Origin of the sequence: Streptomyces violaceoruber (assembly GCF_033406955.1) — a bacterium.
Lineage (GTDB): Bacteria > Actinomycetota > Actinomycetes > Streptomycetales > Streptomycetaceae > Streptomyces > Streptomyces violaceoruber.
The window spans coordinates 6738338-6755119 of sequence record NZ_CP137734.1; the positions used below are offsets into that span (position 1 = coordinate 6738338).

Genomic DNA, 16782 nt, shown 5'->3' on the forward strand with positions numbered 1-16782 from the left:
CGCCGCCGGGCAAGGAGGGCCGCATGACCGTACGGCGAGTAATGGGCATCGAGACGGAGTACGGAATCTCCGTCCCCGGCCACCCCAACGCCAATGCCATGCTCACCTCGTCCCAGATCGTCAACGCCTACGCGGCGGCGATGCACCGGGCCCGCCGGGCCCGCTGGGACTTCGAGGAGGAAAACCCGCTCCGGGACGCGCGAGGCTTCGACCTCGCCCGCGAGGCCGCCGACAACAGCCAACTCACCGACGAGGACATCGGCCTCGCCAACGTCATCCTCACCAACGGAGCACGGCTCTACGTCGACCACGCCCACCCCGAATACAGCGCTCCGGAAGTCACCAACCCGCGCGACGCCGTCCTGTGGGACAAGGCCGGCGAACGCATCATGGCCGAGGCCGCCGAACGCGCCGCCCAGCTGCCCGGCGCCCAGCCCATCCACCTCTACAAGAACAACACCGACAACAAGGGCGCCTCCTACGGCACACACGAGAACTACCTGATGAAGCGGGAAACCGCCTTCTCGGACATCGTGCGCCACCTGACACCCTTCTTCGTCTCCCGCCAGGTCTTCACCGGCGCCGGCCGCGTCGGCATCGGCCAGGACGGCCACGAACACGGCTTCCAGCTCAGCCAGCGCGCCGACTACTTCGAGGTAGAGGTCGGCCTGGAGACGACACTCAAGCGCCCCATCATCAACACCCGCGACGAACCGCACGCCGACGCCGAGAAATGGCGCCGCCTGCACGTGATCATCGGCGACGCGAACCTGTCGGAGATCTCTACCTACCTCAAGCTGGGCACGACGGCCCTGGTCCTCTCCATGATCGAGGACGGCTTCATCGCCGTCGACCTCGCCGTCGACCAGCCCGTACGCACCCTCCACCAGGTCTCGCACGACCCCACGCTCAAGCACCTCGTCACGCTGCGCAGCGGCCGCACACTCACCGCCGTACAGCTCCAGATGGAGTACTACGAGCTGGCCCGCAAGTACGTCGAGGAACGCTACGGCGCGGACGCCGACGACCAGACCAAGGACGTCCTCGGCCGCTGGGAGGACACCCTCAACCGGCTCGAGAACGACCCGATGAGCCTGGCCGGCGAACTGGACTGGGTCGCCAAGCGGGAGCTCATGGAGGGCTACCGCCGTCGCGACAACGTCGACTGGGACGCCGCCCGGCTGCACCTCGTCGACCTTCAGTACGCCGACGTACGGCCCGACAAGGGCCTCTACAACCGCCTGGTGGACCGCGGCCGCATCAAGCGCCTGCTGGACGAGAACGAGGTCGAGCGGGCCCGTACGAAGCCGCCGGAGGACACCAGGGCCTACTTCCGCGGGCGCTGCCTGGAGCAGTACGCGGACGACGTCGCGGCGGCCTCCTGGGACTCGGTGATCTTCGATCTGCCGGGCCGGGACTCGCTCCAGCGGGTGCCAACCCTGGAACCGCTTCGCGGAACGCGTAATCACGTCAAGGAGCTCCTGGACCGCTGCCGCACGGCGGAAGACCTGGTCAGGGTCCTGGCCGGCGGGTGAGCGACCCGAGCGGGTACCGGGGAGTAAGCAGCCGGACAGGGTGGAATATCCCAGGTCCGGGAACCATGGAGATGGTCCCCGTACGTTGGAGGAAGTGCGGGGCCGATGTCGGACCAGATCTGTAGGGTCTGATCTTGACCGAGCAACTGTGTCGGGCGAACCGAGCGGGGTGAGGGTTATGGCGACCAAGGACACCGGCGGCGGGCAGCAGAAGGCCACGCGGTCCACCGAAGAGGTCGAGGAGCAGGCGCAGGACGCGCAGGCATCGGAGGACCTCAAGGAACGCCAGGAAAAGCTGAGCGACGACGTGGACTCCGTCTTGGACGAGATCGACGATGTACTCGAGGAGAACGCAGAGGACTTCGTTCGCTCATTCGTTCAAAAGGGCGGCGAGTAGCCTTCGAAATGAAGGCTGTAGCGGGGGGTTCGCTTGGCGATCGAAGAAGTTGGTAGGCGTTGCTCGCGGTGTAAGGACCACAAGCCGCGGGCAGCGTTTGCACGAAACAAGGCGATGCGTGACGGGCTGCAGGCCTACTGCCGAGAGTGTGCTGCGGCCTACCACCAAGAACGCCAGGTGGCCAAGGGGTGCAACGTCCGACCCCGAGTGGAGGTGCCCGAGGGGCACAAGCTCTGCCGGACGTGCGGGGAGATCAAACCCCACAGCGAGTGGACCCGGAATCGTACGGCTTCGGACGGTCTGGCGACGCTCTGCAAGACCTGCAAAGCGGCGAAGGGCCGAGTAGGGCACTTGAAGCGTCACTACGGCCTCACCGAGGCCGAGCGGGACGCGATGGTCGCCTCTCAGATGGGCCTCTGCGTGATTTGTTTGAAGGCTCCGGCCGTACACGTGGATCACTGTCACAAGACGGGTAAGGTCCGTGGCGTACTGTGCTTCAACTGCAATTCGGCCATCGGCAAGTTGGGAGACGATCCCGACGCTGTTCGTCGGGCTGCCGCCTACCTGGAGGGAACCTCGTGGAAGCCAACACTCGTAGCACCGGGCGTCTACCAGCTGCCTTCCTGACGCCCGGGTCCTCATCCTTCATGGACTTCCTCGGTGAGCACCAGCCGGAGATGCTCCCGGGCAACCGGCAGCTCCCGCCGGTGCAGGGCGTCATCGAGGCACCGCACGGCACCACCATCGTGGCCGTCACGTTCCCCGGGGGCGTCGTCCTCGCCGGTGACCGGCGGGCCACCATGGGTAACATGATCGCCCAGCGGGACATCGAGAAGGTCTTCCCGGCCGACGAGTACTCGGCGGTGGGCATCGCCGGCACGGCGGGTCTGGCCGTGGAGATGGTGAAGCTGTTCCAGCTGGAGCTGGAGCACTTCGAGAAGGTCGAGGGCGCGCAGCTGTCCCTGGAGGGCAAGGCGAACCGTCTGTCGACGATGATCCGGTCCAACCTGGGCATGGCGATGCAGGGGCTGGCCGTGGTGCCGCTGTTCGCCGGGTACGACGTGGACCGGGGCAGGGGTCGCATCTTCTCGTACGACGTGACGGGCGGCCGCTCCGAGGAGCGGCACTTCGCGACCACGGGTTCGGGCTCGGTCTTCGCGCGGGGTGCGATGAAGAAGCTGTTCCGTGACGACCTGACCGAGGAGCAGGCGACGACGCTCGTGGTGCAGGCGCTGTACGACGCGGCTGACGACGACTCGGCGACCGGTGGTCCCGATGTCGCCCGCCGGATCTATCCGATCATCACTGTGATCACCGAGGACGGTTTCCGCCGGCTCGGTGAGGACGAGGCCGCGGAGCTGGCCGGCTCGGTGCTGCAGGCCCGGCTGGAGCAGCCCGACGGCCCACGGGCCGCGCTGCTGTAGCGGGCGCGGGTCTTCGTTGTCAGGTGGTCCAGTGATTTCGACAGGAAGGGACGGATAACCGGTGTCGACGCCGTTCTATGTATCTCCTCAGCAGGCGATGGCGGACCGGGCGGAGTACGCCCGCAAGGGCATCGCGCGTGGTCGCAGCCTGGTGGTGCTGCAATACGCCGACGGCATCGTGTTCGTCGGTGAGAATCCGTCCCGTGCGCTGCACAAGTTCAGCGAGATCTACGACCGGATCGGCTTCGCGGCCGCCGGTAAGTACAACGAGTACGAGAACCTGCGGATCGGTGGCGTGCGCTATGCCGATCTGCGGGGTTACACCTACGACCGTGACGACGTGACGGCGCGCGGCCTGGCCAATGTGTACGCCCAGACGCTGGGCACGATCTTCTCCAGCCAGGCCGAGAAGCCGTACGAGGTGGAGCTGGTCGTCGCGGAGGTCGGTGACAGCCCGGAGAACGACCAGATCTACCGGCTGCCGCACGACGGTTCGATCGTGGACGAGCACGGTTCGGTGGCGGTCGGGGGCAACGCGGAGCAGATCAGCGGGTATCTGGACCAGCGGCACCGGGACGGCATGACGCTGGCCGAGGCGCTGAAGCTGGCGGTGCAGGCGCTGTCCCGCGACACCAACGGGACCGAACGGGAGATCCCGGCGGAGCGGCTGGAGGTCGCGGTGCTGGACCGGACGCGTCCGCAGCAGCGCAAGTTCAAGCGCATCGTGGGCGGGCAGCTGTCGCGGCTGCTGGAGTCGGGTGCGGCGGCGGGTGCGGCGTCGGCGGACGGTGAGGCCGAGGCCGAGACCGACTCCGGGTCGGACGAGGAGTAGGCGCTCACCTCACCTCATCGCGGCGGGGCCGTTGACCCCCGTACGACCAGGCTGACCGGCAGGTCCCCCTTCTCGGGGGGCCTGCCTTCCAGTACCGCGAGCAGTGCGCGCATGCCCCGTTCGCCGAAGGCCTCCGCGTCGAGGCGGACGGTGGTGAGTTCGGGGTCGATGGCGGTGGCGAGGCCGAGGTCGTCCAGGCCGGTGACGGACAGGTCGTCGGGGACGCGGAGTCCGGCGCGCCGGATGGCCTTGTAGGCGCCGGCCGCCAGTTTGTCGTCGTCGCAGACCAGTGCCGTGGGCCGGGGCCCGGGCGCGGCGAGGGCGGCCTCGGTGGCCCGCAGGGCGCCCTCGATCGAGATGGGGGCCCGGATGGTGCGCAGCTCGGTGCCAGGGGCGTCGGCGAGCCGCGAGGCCAGTTCGCGGGCGCGTACCTCGAAGGTCCAGGAGGGGATGTCGGCCGCGAGGTGGAGGAAGCCGCGGTGGCCCAGGGACAGCAGGTGCTCGGTGACCTGGCGGATGCCGTCGGCGATGTCGAGGTTGACGGTGGCGGCGCCCAGGCTGCCCTCCGGGTCGCTGTCGAGCATGACGAGGGGGAGTTGGTCGCCCCGGATGGCGGAGAGGGCGTCGGCGGCCATGGAAGAGGCGATGACGCCGTCCAGTGCGGCCTGGGCGGAGGCAAAGGGGTCCCGGGCGGGGCCCACGCCCTCGGGTGAGGGATACAGGACCACTCCGAAGCCGTGTTCCGCGGCGACCCGGGCCGCGCCGGTGTACACCTCCGCGAAGAACTCCGTGGTGAGTGCGGGGACGACCAGCAGGACGGTGCGGGTGCGGCCGAGGCGCAGGTTGCGTGCGGCGAGGTTGGGGCGGTAGCCGAGTTCCAGTGCGGCGTCGCGGACCCGCTGGGCGGTCGGTTCGGAGACGCGGCCGCGCCACTTGTCGCCGAGGACGAGCGAGACGGCTGCCTGGGAGACGCCGGCGGCCTGGGCGACGTCCCGGCTCGTGGGGCGGGTGCTGCCTCGTGCCACCGTTCGCCTGCGCTTTCGTCTGGACTGCTGAACTGGCGACATGGTACGTATGGCGAGAGAAGTTATACGTAACACTTGCTGGAGTGGGACAGGGAGGTGCGCCGTGGTCGCCGGGTATCTGGACATCCTCCGGGCGAGGCATGCCGTGCGGCTGCTCGTCGGCACGCTGGTCGGGCGGTTGCCCAACGCCACAGCGGCGATCGCGATCGTGCTGTTCGTGCGGGCCGAGGGGGGTTCCTACAGCCTCGCCGGGGCGCTGGCGGCGGTGTACGGCGTCGCGAACGCCGTGGGCCAGCCGGTGCTGGGGCGGCTGGTCGACCTGCACGGGCAGCCGCGGGTGCAGTTGCCGGCCGCGGTGCTGTCGGCACTGGCGATGGCCGTGTTCGCCTTCGCGGGCACCGGAACGGCCGCGCCGGCGTACCTGTCCGTGGGGGTCGCGGGGCTGTTCACGCCGCCGCTGGAGGGCGGGTTGCGGGCGCTGTGGCCGAGCGTGCTCCCCAAGGAGGACCAGGTGCACACGGCGTACGCGATGGACGCCGTGGCGCAGGAGGTCATGTTCACCGTCGGGCCGCTGCTGGTGACGGTGTGCGTGTCGCTGTGGTCGCCGATGGCGGCGCTGCTCGTGCTGAACGGGGTCGGTGTGCTGGGTGCGCTGTCGGTGGTCGTGTCGCCGCCCTCGCGCGCGTGGCGGTCGGCGCCCCGGGAGGCGCACTGGCTGGGTGCGCTGCGTTCGGGCGGGCTGCTGGCGCTGCTGGGGGCGTTCCTGTTCATCGGGATGGCGCTCGGGTCGATCACGGTCGCCTCGGTGCCGTACGCCGACGAGCACGGGGGCGACGCCGTGTACGGGTGGCTGATGGCCGCGCTGGGGCTCGGTGCGCTGGTGGGGGGAGCGGTCTACGGGGCGCGGCAGTGGGCGGGTGAGCCGGCGCGGCGGCTGCGGCTGCTGGTGGCTCTGCTGGCGGTCTGCTATCTGCCGCTGATGCTGATGCCGGGCGCGGTGGCCATGGTGCTGCTGACGGTGCTCGCGGGTGTGTTCCTCGCGCCGTGCATCGCCTGTGCGTTCGTGCTCGTCGACCTGCACGCGCCGCGCGGCACGGTGACGGAGGCGTTCTCGTGGCTCGTGACGACGTTCACCGTGGGGGCCTCGGTGGGGACGGGCCTGGCGGGCCCCGTCGTGGAGCACGGTGGGGCACTGTGGGGCTTCGCGGTGCCGGGGGCGGCGGGTTTCGTCTCGCTGCTCGTACTGGCGTGCACCGGGCGGGTCCTCGCAGCTCCCGCGCGGGAGGCGGTGGTTGCGGCTTCATCGGAAAATGATCCAAACCGTGCCGTCGAACCCCGTTTCAGTTCGGGTCATCAGGCGTAATGTTCAGTCATGGACCGCCGCATTTTCGGGCTGGAGAACGAGTACGGCGTCACGTGCACGTTCAGGGGACAGCGCCGCCTGTCGCCTGACGAGGTGGCGCGGTACCTCTTCCGCCGTGTCGTGTCATGGGGCCGAAGCAGCAACGTCTTTCTGCGCAATGGTGCCCGCCTGTATCTCGACGTGGGATCACATCCGGAATACGCGACACCCGAGTGTGACAACGTGACCGAACTCGTCACCCACGACAAGGCGGGCGAGCGCATTCTCGAAGGACTCCTGGTGGACGCCGAACGACGCCTGCACGAGGAGGGAATCGCGGGCGACGTCTACCTCTTCAAGAACAACACCGACTCCGCGGGCAACTCGTACGGTTGTCACGAGAATTACCTCGTGGCCCGGCACGGGGAGTTCTCGCGGCTCGCGGACATCCTCATTCCGTTCCTGGTGACGAGGCAGTTGCTGTGCGGTGCCGGCAAGGTGCTGCAGACGCCGCGCGGTGCGGTGTACTGCGTCAGCCAGCGGGCGGAGCACATCTGGGAGGGCGTCTCCTCGGCGACGACCCGGTCCCGGCCGATCATCAACACGCGCGACGAGCCGCACGCCGACGCGGAGCGCTACCGGCGTCTGCACGTCATCGTGGGCGACTCGAACATGTCCGAGACGACCATGCTGCTCAAGGTCGGCGCCACCGACCTGGTGCTGCGCATGATCGAGGCGGGCACGGTGATGCGGGACCTGACCCTGGAGAACCCGATCCGGGCGATCCGCGAGGTCAGCCACGACATCACCGGGCGCCGCAAGGTGCGTCTGGCCAGCGGCCGGGAGGCGTCGGCGCTGGAGGTGCAGCGGGAGTACTACGAGAAGGCCGTGGACTTCTGCGAGCGCCGCGGCATCCGCACGGGCACCGTGGAGCGGGTGCTGGAGCTGTGGGGCCGCACGCTGGACGCCATCGAGGCCGAGGACCTCGACCGCATCGGCACCGAGATCGACTGGGTCATGAAGTACAAGCTGCTGGAGCGGTACCGGGCCAAGCACAACATGACCATGTCGCACCCGCGGGTCGCGCAGATAGACCTCGCCTACCACGACATCCACCGACGTCGTGGTCTGTACTACCTGCTGGAGAAGAAGGGCCAGGCGGCCCGGGTCGCCAACGACTTGAAGATCTTCGAGGGCAAGTCCGTTCCGCCGCAGACCACTCGGGCCCGGCTGCGCGGCGACTTCATCCGGCGGGCCCAGGAGCAGCGCCGGGACTTCACCGTCGACTGGGTCCACCTCAAGCTCAACGACCAGGCGCAGCGCACCGTGTTGTGCAAGGACCCGTTCCGTTCGGTGGACGACCGGGTGGAGAAGCTGATCGCCGGGATGTGAGCCGGGTCTGAGCCGGGCGGCATGAGTCCGGACGGGTGAGAGGGGCGTCTCGGCGCGAAAGCGCGGAACGCCACACGGGCACCGTATGTTAGCCGTGCGGTGCCCTTCTCACGCCGTAGAGTTGCGCGCACGCCAGCCAGCAGGACCGACCCGATACCGATACCGATACGAGGCCCCCACCGTGCGCCGACGCTCACTCCTCATCGCCGTCCCCACGGGACTGGTCACGCTCGCCGCCTGCGGTGACAGCGACGACTCCGGCTCATCGAGCAACGCGAGCGAGAGCCCGTCGCCCGACGCGTCGGCCACCTCGGCCGCGCCGCCGCCGAAGATCGTCGACGGTCCGCTGCCGGCGATCACGGCGGGGACGAAGTTCGACGAGAAGCCGACCGTCGCCAAGGGCAGCGGCGAGCCGTCCAAGGACCTCGCGGTCAAGACGGTCATCGGGGGCGGCGGCAAGGCCGTCGCGGAGAACGACTTCGTCTCGGCGAACTACCTCGGCCAGGTCTGGCAGAGCGCGAAGGTCTTCGACAACAGCTACGACCGCAAGACCCCGCTGGTCATCCAGCTCGCCCAGGGCAGCATCATCGACGGCTGGCGGTACGCGCTCACCGGCAAGAAGACCGGCAGCCGCGTCCAGTTCTCGGTGCCGCCGACCTGGGGGTACGGGGAGCAGGGCAACGAGCAGGCGGGCATCAAGGGCGACGACACGCTGGTGTTCGTGGTCGACGTCCAGGACACCTTCAACGCGAAGAGCAGCGCCCAGGGCAAGAAGGTCGCGCAGGACGACGCGGCCCTGCCGAAGGTCGGCACCAACACCGACGGCAAGGCGCCCTCCATCGAGGTGCCGAAGGCCGACGCGCCGAAGAAGCTCGTCGCCGAGTACGTCCTGGAGGGCGACGGCGCCGAGGTCGGCGCCCAGGACAGCGTGCTCGTGCAGTACAAGGGTGTGCTGTGGGACGGCGGCAAGGAGTTCGACTCCACGTACGGCAGGAAGCAGCTGACGTCGTTCTCGCTGCAGCAGGTCGTCAAGGGCTGGGCGCAGGGGCTGACGGGCAAGAAGGTCGGCAGCCGCGTCCTCATCGTCATTCCGCCGGACCTGGGTTACGGCGACAGCCCGCCGGAGGGCAGCGGCATCGAGAAGGACTCCACGCTGGTCTTCTCCGTGGACATCCTCGCGAAGATGTGACGCCCGGGGATGTAAGACTTGGGCCGTTGCCTTTCCGCAGACAAGCAGGAGCTGAACACGTGAGCATCGACAAGCCCGAGGTCGACTTCCCGGGCGGCGAGCCCCCGGCGGACCTCGAGATCAAGGACATCTGGGAGGGCGACGGCCCGGTTGCCGAGGCCGGTCAGACCGTGACCGTCCACTACGTGGGCGTGACCTTCAGCACGGGCGAGGAGTTCGACGCCAGCTGGAACCGCGGTGCGCCGTTCCGCTTCCCGCTCGGCGGCGGCCGCGTCATCAAGGGCTGGGACCAGGGCGTGCAGGGCATGAAGGTCGGCGGCCGTCGCCAGCTGACCATCCCGGCGCACCTCGCCTACGGCGACCAGAGCCCGGCCCCGGCGATCCCGCCCGGCTCGACGCTGATCTTCGTGGTCGATCTGCTCGGAGTCTGATCGAAGTACGAGCGGTCGGCGTTCGGAGCCGGTCACCTGGGGTCCATGCCTGTCCGGGCGTGGGCCCTCGGCTTTTCCCGCGCCACCGCGGGGCGGTACGGTCATCCGTCGTAAGCACCATAGGGAGAAGGGCGTCGATGGCCATTGCCAAGGCCGAGCGGCTGATGAACCTGGCGCTGTGTCTGCTCGGGACGCGGCGGCCACTCAGCAAGCGTGAGCTGCGCGAGTCGGTCGAGGCCTACCTCGAAGCGGGCTCCGACGACTCCTTCAACCGCATGTTCGAGCGCGACAAGGACGATCTGCGCGAGCTGGGACTGGTCATCGAGACCGTGGAGAGCCTCGACGGGGAGATCGGCTACCTGGCCCGCCGGGACAGCAACCGGCTGCCGCCCATCACCCTGGACGCCGAGGAGGCCGCCGCGCTCGGCCTGGCCGCGAAGGTGTGGCAGCAGGCCCGCCTCGCCGGTGCCGCGAGCGGCGCGCTGCAGAAGCTGCGGGCGGCCGGACTGCCCGAGGACGTCGACCCCTACGAGGCGCACAGCGCGCTGGAGCCCCGTATCCCGGTGCACGAGGCGGCCTTCGAGCCGCTGATGCTGGCCTGCCGCGACCGTCGGCCGGTGCTCTTCGACTACCGCAAGGCGAACGCCGTCCAGCCCGAGCCGCGGCACGTGGAGCCGTGGGCGCTGGAGTGCTGGCGCGGCCACTGGTACCTGGCGGGCTTCGACCGCGACCGCGGTGCCGAGCGGGTGTTCCGGCTGTCGCGGATCACCGGGAAGGTGCGTTCGCGCGGTTCGCGCTTCACCGCGCCGGTGCCCGACGTCGTCACCGTCCGCGAGACGGTCGCGAGCTGGGCGGGGGAGACCGCCGACCGGTCGGCGCTGATCCGGCTGCGTGCGGGCGCGGGGTACCCCCTTCGGGCGAAGGCCGGCCGGGTGCGGGAACTCGGTGACGGCTGGGACGAGTTGGAGATTCCGTACGGGCACGGCCTGGACGCCTGGCTGGTGGAGTTCGGGCCGGACGTCGTGGTGCTGGAGCCGGCGGAGTTGCGTGCGGACGTGGTGGACCGGCTGCGTGCCGTCGCCAAGGGCTGAGGGGGAGCGGACAACACTGTGGCAGGCAAACCGGTCAGGCCCGTGAACGCCATCGACCAGACCCGGCGGATGCTGTCCCTGGTGACGTATCTGCGTGAGCGTCCCGGGGCCCGGGTCGAGGACGTCGCGCGTGCCTTCGGCATCACCGAGGACGAGCTGGTCTCCGACCTCGACGTGCTCCCGATGTGCGGGACCAGCTTCCGCGGCGGCGACCTCCTCGACATCGACACCGACGGCGAGCGCATCTGGTGGCACAACCCCGCCGCGCTGGGTGCGGACGCGGCGGAGCCGCTGCGGCTGGCGGCCGACGAGGCGACCGCCCTGCTCGTCGCCGCCCGTGCCGTCGCGACCCTGCCGGGGCTGCGCGAGAGCGACCGGCAGGCGCTGCTGCGGGCGACCGCGAAGGTGGAGGCCTCGGCCGGTGAGGCCGCCGGTGCCAGCTCGCGCCTGTCCGTCACCTTCGAGTCCGAGGGCGGTGTCTTCGCCGACGTCGACCGGGCCATCTCGGAGCGCCGCCGGCTGTGGATCCGCTACTACTCGCCGGCCCGCGACGAGGTCACCGAGCGGGAGATCGACCCCATCCGGCTGGTCAGCGTCGGGCACACGTACGTGGAGGCCTGGTGCCGCCGCTCCGAGGCCCGGCGCACCTTCCGGCTCGACCGGGTGGCCGAGATCCGCATCCTGGACGAGCCGTCCGCACCGCCGGAGGTGGAGCTGCGGGACCTGTCCGAGGGGCTGGTGCAGCCCGCCGCGGAGGACCCCGAGGTCGTCGTCGAGGTCGGTCCCGGCGGGCGCTGGGTCGCCGAGTACTACCCGCACGACAGCGCCGATGAACGTCCCGACGGCGGTCTGCGTATCACGTTGCGCACTCCCGACCCGGCCTCCCTGCGGCGGCTCGCGCTGCGGCTCGGACGCGACGGCCGGATCGTCTCCCCGCCCGCACTGGCAGACAGCGCCCGGCGGGCCGCCCGCGAGGCGCTCGCCGCGTACGACGGGATCGAGGCGGCCGGGGCGCACGGCGGGGTCGACACCGCCGAGGGCGCGCGGGACGGGGCAGCGGCGGCCGAGGGGCGGCACGACAGGCAGGAGCAAGGACTGTGAGCGACCCTCTGGCGCCGTCCGGGCCGTCCGGGCCGTCCGGGCCGTCCGGACCGGGCATGACCGCCGCGGTCGCCTTCGCCGGCATGAGACGCGTGTCACCGGTCGTGTTCAAGGCGGGCTGCCCGGACTGCCGGGGCCGTTTCGAACTGGCCGCGAGCGCCCTGCGCCTGGCCATCGGCGCCACGAGCCGGACCACCTTCTACTCGTTCACCTGCCCGGAGTGCGGGTCGGCCGTGCGCAAGCCGGCGGGGGAGCGGGTGGTGGAGCTGCTCACCGGCGGCGGGGTCAGGACCCTGCGCCTGCACTCCACCGTCTAGTCTCGACGTCATGTTCTGGCCGATGTTCGCGGTTGCCGTGGGTTTCCTGGGTCTCGCCGTCCTCGCGGTGTTCGCCGTGAAGGTGTTCGTGGAGGCGCAGCGCCTCGGCCGGCAGGTGACCGACTCCGCCCGCCGGATCAGCCGGGCCGCCGAGGACCTGGAGCGCGCGACCGAGAGCGCCGCCCGTGCCGTGGACGCCTTGTGAACGGCTGAAACCCGCCACGGGGCGGTGCCGGCGGCCCGACAGGCCGGTGTGAGTTACGTTTTGGGACACTTCGCCCTGTCACCCCACGGGCCCCGGGCGGTACGCTGCTGGTCGCGGCCAGGAAAACGAGGCCCGGTCGCGGACGGGAGTACGCACGGGGATTGCCTCACGTTCACCCCTGAGCGTTACGATCGCTGCACAAGACGATCGATCGGACGTATGTCCGGCCGGTCGGACAGCACCCACCCAGCCGCCTCGGTGAGAAGGTAAAGACTTATGTTCGGAAGGCTCGGCGCCCCCGAGATCATTCTCATCCTCGTCGTCATCATCCTGCTGTTCGGCGCGAAGAAGCTTCCGGACATGGCGCGGTCGCTCGGCAAGTCGGCGCGCATCCTCAAGAGCGAGGCCAAGGCCATGAAGAGCGAGGCCAAGGCCGACGACGCCGCTCCCGCCGACCCGCCGAACCCCGAGCAGTCCGCGGCGCAGCGCACCATCCAGGCCGCCCCCGGCGACGTGACCAGCTCCCGTCCGGTCACCGAGCCGACGGACACGACCAAGCGCTGACGCAGGGCCGGTGATCTCCGGCCCGCCGCACGAGATGGGAACGTGGGTTGCTGAAGCCTGCCCGCAACAAGGAGAAGGACCCCGAGGGGCGGATGCCGCTCGCGGAACACCTTCGTGAGCTCCGCAACCGGCTCGCGAAGGCGCTGCTGGCCATCGTCGTCGTCACGGTGGTCGCCGCCTTCTTCTATCAGTGGATCATCAACGCCCTCACGGATCCGATCCTCCAGTCGATCGGCTGTGAGAAGTCGTTCGCGGAGCTGGCCCAGTCGGAGGCCGGCTCGGAGCCGTGCGCGCAGATCACCATCAACGGTCTGCTCGGCCCCTTCACCCTGGCGCTGAAGGTGTCCCTGACGGCCGGTGTCGTGCTGGCCTCGCCGGTCTGGCTCTACCAGCTGTGGGCGTTCGTCGCCCCGGGGCTGCACAGGAGCGAGAAGAAGTACGCCTACGCGTTCGTCGCCACCGGCGCCCCGCTCTTCCTCGCCGGCGCGTACTTCGCCTACGCGGTGCTCCCCACCTCGGCGAAGGTGCTGATCGAGTTCACGCCGAACGACGTCGACAACCTGCTGCCGCTGGACGAACTGCTCGACCTCGTCACGCGCATGGTGGTCGTCTTCGGTCTCTCCTTCGAGCTGCCCCTGCTGCTGGTCATGCTCAACTTCACCGGCGTGCTGACCGGCAAGCGGATGCTCGGCTGGTGGCGCGCGATGATCATGGGCATCACGCTGTTCGCGGCCATCGCCACGCCCAGCACCGACCCGCTGACGATGATCATGCTGGCCGGTCCGATCTGGGTCCTGTACTTCGCCGCGGTCGTCGTCTCCCTGCTGAACGACCGCCGCAAGGCCCGCCTCGAGGCCCTGGAGCCCGACGACGACGAGGCGTCCGACCTGGACCTCACCCCCGAGGACATCGGCGAGGTCGAGCCCGTGACCACCGCCCGTGCCCTGCCCGAGCAGGCCACGAAGGACCGGGTCAACGGCTACGACGACGTGACCTGAGGACCGCCGGGGCGGTGACGGCACGCGTCGCCGCCCCCACGGAACCCCCACACGGCCGATCCCGATAATGATCGTCCGGTTGTCGGTGCGGGCCGGTACGCTCGAAAGCACGATGACAGAGGATCTCTCACCGGCCGAGCGGTACGCGGCAGCCCGTCAGCGCGCTGTCGAGCAGGCCACCGCGCTCGCCTCCTTCCGCGAGATGTACGACTTCGGCCTCGACCCCTTCCAGATCGAGGCCTGTCAGGCACTCGAGGCGGGCAAGGGCGTGCTGGTGGCCGCGCCCACCGGCTCCGGCAAGACGATCGTCGGCGAGTTCGCCGTCCACCTGGCCCTCCAGCAGGGCAGGAAGTGCTTCTACACGACGCCCATCAAGGCCCTGTCGAACCAGAAGTACGCCGACCTGTGCCGCCGCTACGGCACCGACAAGGTGGGCCTGCTCACCGGCGACAACAGCGTGAACTCCGAAGCGCCGGTGGTCGTGATGACCACCGAGGTCCTGCGGAACATGCTGTACGCGGGCTCGCAGACCCTCCTCGGCCTCGGCCACGTGGTCATGGACGAGGTGCACTACCTCTCCGACCGGTTCCGCGGCGCCGTGTGGGAAGAGGTGATCATCCACCTCCCCGAGTCCGTGACCCTGGTGTCGCTCTCGGCGACCGTGTCGAACGCGGAGGAGTTCGGCGACTGGCTCGACACCGTGCGCGGCGACACCCAGGTGATCGTCTCCGAGCACCGGCCCGTGCCGCTGTTCCAGCACGTGCTGGCCGGACGCCGGATGTACGACCTGTTCGAGGAGGCCGAGGGCCACAAGAAGGCCGTCAACCCCGACCTGACGCGCATGGCGCGCCTGGAGGCGAGCCGCCCCTCCTACCAGGACCGCAGGCGCGGCCGCGCCATGAAGGAGGCCGACCGGGAGCGGGAGCGCAGACAGCGCTCGCGGGTGTGGACGCCGAGCCGGCCCGAGGTCATCGAGCGGCTGGACTCCGAGGGGCTGCTGCCCGCGATCACCTTCATCTTCAGCCGGGCCGGCTGCGAGGCCGCCGTCCAGCAGTGCCTGTACGCGGGCCTCAGGCTCAACGACGAGGGCGCCCGGGAGCGGGTGCGGGCGCTCGTCGAGGAGCGCACCTCATCCATCCCCCGCGAGGACCTGCACGTCCTGGGCTACTACGAGTGGCTGGAGGGGCTGGAGCGCGGCATCGCCGCCCACCACGCGGGCATGCTGCCCACCTTCAAGGAGGTCGTCGAGGAGCTGTTCGTCCGCGGACTGGTGAAGGCCGTCTTCGCGACCGAGACCCTCGCCCTCGGCATCAACATGCCGGCCCGCTCGGTCGTGCTGGAGAAGCTCGTCAAGTGGAACGGCGAGCAGCACGCCGACATCACCCCCGGCGAGTTCACCCAGCTCACCGGCCGGGCCGGGCGGCGCGGCATCGACGTCGAGGGCCACGCGGTGGTGCTGTGGCAGCGGGCCATGAACCCCGAGCACCTCGCGGGACTGGCCGGCACCCGCACCTACCCGCTGCGCTCCAGCTTCAAGCCGTCGTACAACATGGCGGTCAACCTGGTCGATCAGTTCGGCCGGCACCGCTCGCGGGAGCTGCTCGAGACGTCGTTCGCGCAGTTCCAGGCGGACAAGTCGGTCGTCGGCATCTCCCGGCAGGTGCAGCGCAACGAGGAGGGCCTGGAGGGCTACAAGGCGTCCATGACCTGCCACCTCGGCGACTTCGACGAGTACGCACGGCTGCGCCGCGAGCTGAAGGACCGCGAGCAGGAACTGGCCCGGCAGGGCGCCAACCAGCGGCGAGCCGAGGCCGCCGTGGCGCTGGAGAAGCTGAAGCCGGGCGACGTCATCCACGTGCCGACCGGCAAGTACGCGGGCCTCGCCCTGGTCCTCGACCCGGGACTGCCGGCCGGGCGGTCCAACGGCCACCGCGGCTTCGACCACCACGACGGGCCCCGCCCGCTGGTGCTGACCGCCGAGCGGCAGGTCAAGCGGCTGGCGTCGATCGACTTCCCGGTGCCCGTCGAGGCGCTGGACCGGATGCGGATCCCGAAGTCCTTCAACGCGCGCTCGCCGCAGTCCCGCCGCGACCTCGCCTCCGCGCTGCGCTCCAAGGCCGGGCACATCACGCCGGAGCGGGCCCGCAAGAAGCGCTCCCAGGCCGCCGACGACCGGGAGATCAACCGGCTGCGCAAGGCGATCCGCGCCCACCCGTGCCACGGCTGCGACGACCGCGAAGACCACGCCCGCTGGGCCGAGCGCTACCACCGGCTGCTGCGCGACACCTCGCAGCTGGAGCGCCGGATCGAGGGCCGGACCAACACCATCGCCCGCACCTTCGACCGGATCGTCGCGCTGCTGACCGAGCTGGACTACCTGCGCGGCGACGAGGTCACCGAGCACGGCAAGCGCCTGGCGCGGCTCTACGGCGAGCTGGACCTGCTCGCCAGCGAGTGCCTGCGCGAGGGCGTCTGGGAGGGGCTGTCCCCGGCCGAGCTGGCCGCCTGCGTCTCGGCGCTGGTCTTCGAGTCGCGGGCCGCCGACGACGCGACGGCGCCCAAGGTCCCCTCCGGCAGGGCCAAGGCCGCGCTCGGCGAGACGGTCCGCATCTGGGGCCGCCTAGACGCCCTGGAGGAGGACTTCCGGATCAGCCAGACCGAGGGTGTCGGCCAGCGCGAGCCCGACCTCGGCTTCGCCTGGGCGGCGTACATGTGGGCCTCCGGCAAGGGGCTCGACGAGGTGCTGCGCGAGGTCGAGATGCCGGCCGGCGACTTCGTGCGCTGGTGCAAGCAGGTCATCGACGTCCTCGGCCAGATCTCGGCCGCCGCGCCCGGCGCGGGCTCCACCGTCCCGAAGAACGCGCGCAAGGCGGTCGACGAACTGCTGCGCGGGGTGGTCGCCTACTCGTCCGTGGGCTGACCCCGGCCCTGACACCTCA

The 16782-nt window shown here is 70.1% G+C and carries 17 protein-coding genes; 16 read left to right on the forward strand and 1 reads right to left on the reverse strand.

Translation table 11 applies throughout. From position 1 onward, the window contains the following. Positions 1-23 precede the first annotated feature (23 nt). The 5 genes from dop to prcA all read left to right on the forward strand — a co-directional run bounded on the left by dop (position 24) and on the right by prcA (position 4188). Positions 24-1535, forward strand: coding sequence for a depupylase/deamidase Dop (gene dop / locus R2E43_RS30165; RefSeq protein WP_016325856.1), 1512 nt, complete (start codon positions 24-26; stop codon positions 1533-1535). A 178-nt stretch (positions 1536-1713) separates the two neighbouring features. Beyond that, a complete protein-coding gene (locus R2E43_RS30170) occupies positions 1714-1932 on the forward strand; it encodes a ubiquitin-like protein Pup (RefSeq protein ID WP_011027899.1) in 219 nt (72 codons plus the stop codon). A gap of 33 nt (positions 1933-1965) precedes the next feature. Beyond that, complete coding sequence (locus R2E43_RS30175; protein WP_011027898.1) at positions 1966-2559, forward strand: endonuclease VII domain-containing protein; 594 nt, start codon at positions 1966-1968, stop codon at positions 2557-2559. Further along, entirely contained in the window at positions 2511-3356 is an 846-nt protein-coding gene (prcB, locus tag R2E43_RS30180) for a proteasome subunit beta (protein ID WP_003977182.1), read from the forward strand. The genes R2E43_RS30175 and prcB overlap by 49 nt, the downstream gene beginning before the upstream one ends. A gap of 61 nt (positions 3357-3417) precedes the next feature. After that, positions 3418-4188: a proteasome subunit alpha gene (gene prcA, locus R2E43_RS30185; RefSeq protein WP_193485826.1), complete on the forward strand. Its 771-nt coding sequence runs from the start codon at positions 3418-3420 to the stop codon at positions 4186-4188. 14 nt (positions 4189-4202) lie between these two features. Here the strand turns inward: prcA and R2E43_RS30190 are convergent, their stop codons facing one another. Next, the gene (locus R2E43_RS30190; RefSeq protein WP_016325854.1) at positions 4203-5213 is read right to left on the reverse strand and encodes a LacI family DNA-binding transcriptional regulator; all 1011 of its coding nucleotides are present in this window, start codon (positions 5211-5213) and stop codon (positions 4203-4205) included. Positions 5214-5316: 103 nt separating this feature from the next. Here R2E43_RS30190 and R2E43_RS30195 point away from each other — a divergent pair, with 103 nt between their 5' ends. From R2E43_RS30195 to R2E43_RS30245, 11 genes are all read left to right on the forward strand, one after another. Beyond that, positions 5317-6576 carry an MFS transporter gene (locus R2E43_RS30195; protein WP_093455808.1) on the forward strand — a complete coding sequence of 420 codons (1260 nt, stop codon included), beginning with the start codon at positions 5317-5319 and terminating at the stop codon, positions 6574-6576. Between the two features lie 9 nt (positions 6577-6585). Next, positions 6586-7947: a Pup--protein ligase gene (gene pafA, locus R2E43_RS30200; protein ID WP_003977186.1), complete on the forward strand. Its 1362-nt coding sequence runs from the start codon at positions 6586-6588 to the stop codon at positions 7945-7947. Between the two features lie 181 nt (positions 7948-8128). After that, positions 8129-9136 (forward strand): FKBP-type peptidyl-prolyl cis-trans isomerase, encoded by a 1008-nt coding sequence (locus R2E43_RS30205; RefSeq protein ID WP_332056728.1) that lies wholly within the window; start codon positions 8129-8131, stop codon positions 9134-9136. A gap of 59 nt (positions 9137-9195) precedes the next feature. Then, positions 9196-9567: an FKBP-type peptidyl-prolyl cis-trans isomerase gene (locus tag R2E43_RS30210; protein WP_003977188.1), complete on the forward strand. Its 372-nt coding sequence runs from the start codon at positions 9196-9198 to the stop codon at positions 9565-9567. 137 nt (positions 9568-9704) lie between these two features. Then, positions 9705-10658 (forward strand): helix-turn-helix transcriptional regulator, encoded by a 954-nt coding sequence (locus R2E43_RS30215; protein WP_011027895.1) that lies wholly within the window; start codon positions 9705-9707, stop codon positions 10656-10658. An 18-nt stretch (positions 10659-10676) separates the two neighbouring features. Further along, a complete protein-coding gene (locus tag R2E43_RS30220; RefSeq protein WP_011027894.1) occupies positions 10677-11759 on the forward strand; it encodes a helix-turn-helix transcriptional regulator in 1083 nt (360 codons plus the stop codon). Then, positions 11756-12076 carry a hypothetical protein gene (locus R2E43_RS30225; protein ID WP_063739119.1) on the forward strand — a complete coding sequence of 107 codons (321 nt, stop codon included), beginning with the start codon at positions 11756-11758 and terminating at the stop codon, positions 12074-12076. Before R2E43_RS30220 ends, R2E43_RS30225 begins: the two co-directional genes overlap by 4 nt. Before the next feature lie 10 nt (positions 12077-12086). Beyond that, complete coding sequence (locus tag R2E43_RS30230) at positions 12087-12281, forward strand: membrane protein (RefSeq protein WP_003977192.1); 195 nt, start codon at positions 12087-12089, stop codon at positions 12279-12281. Positions 12282-12557: 276 nt separating this feature from the next. Beyond that, positions 12558-12845 carry a Sec-independent protein translocase subunit TatA gene (gene tatA, locus R2E43_RS30235; protein ID WP_003977193.1) on the forward strand — a complete coding sequence of 96 codons (288 nt, stop codon included), beginning with the start codon at positions 12558-12560 and terminating at the stop codon, positions 12843-12845. Between the two features lie 47 nt (positions 12846-12892). Beyond that, positions 12893-13843, forward strand: a complete 951-nt coding sequence (tatC, locus tag R2E43_RS30240; protein ID WP_210984765.1) for a twin-arginine translocase subunit TatC — start codon at positions 12893-12895, stop codon at positions 13841-13843. A gap of 67 nt (positions 13844-13910) precedes the next feature. After that, positions 13911-16763 (forward strand): DEAD/DEAH box helicase, encoded by a 2853-nt coding sequence (locus R2E43_RS30245; protein WP_011027893.1) that lies wholly within the window; start codon positions 13911-13913, stop codon positions 16761-16763. Positions 16764-16782 lie beyond the last annotated feature (19 nt).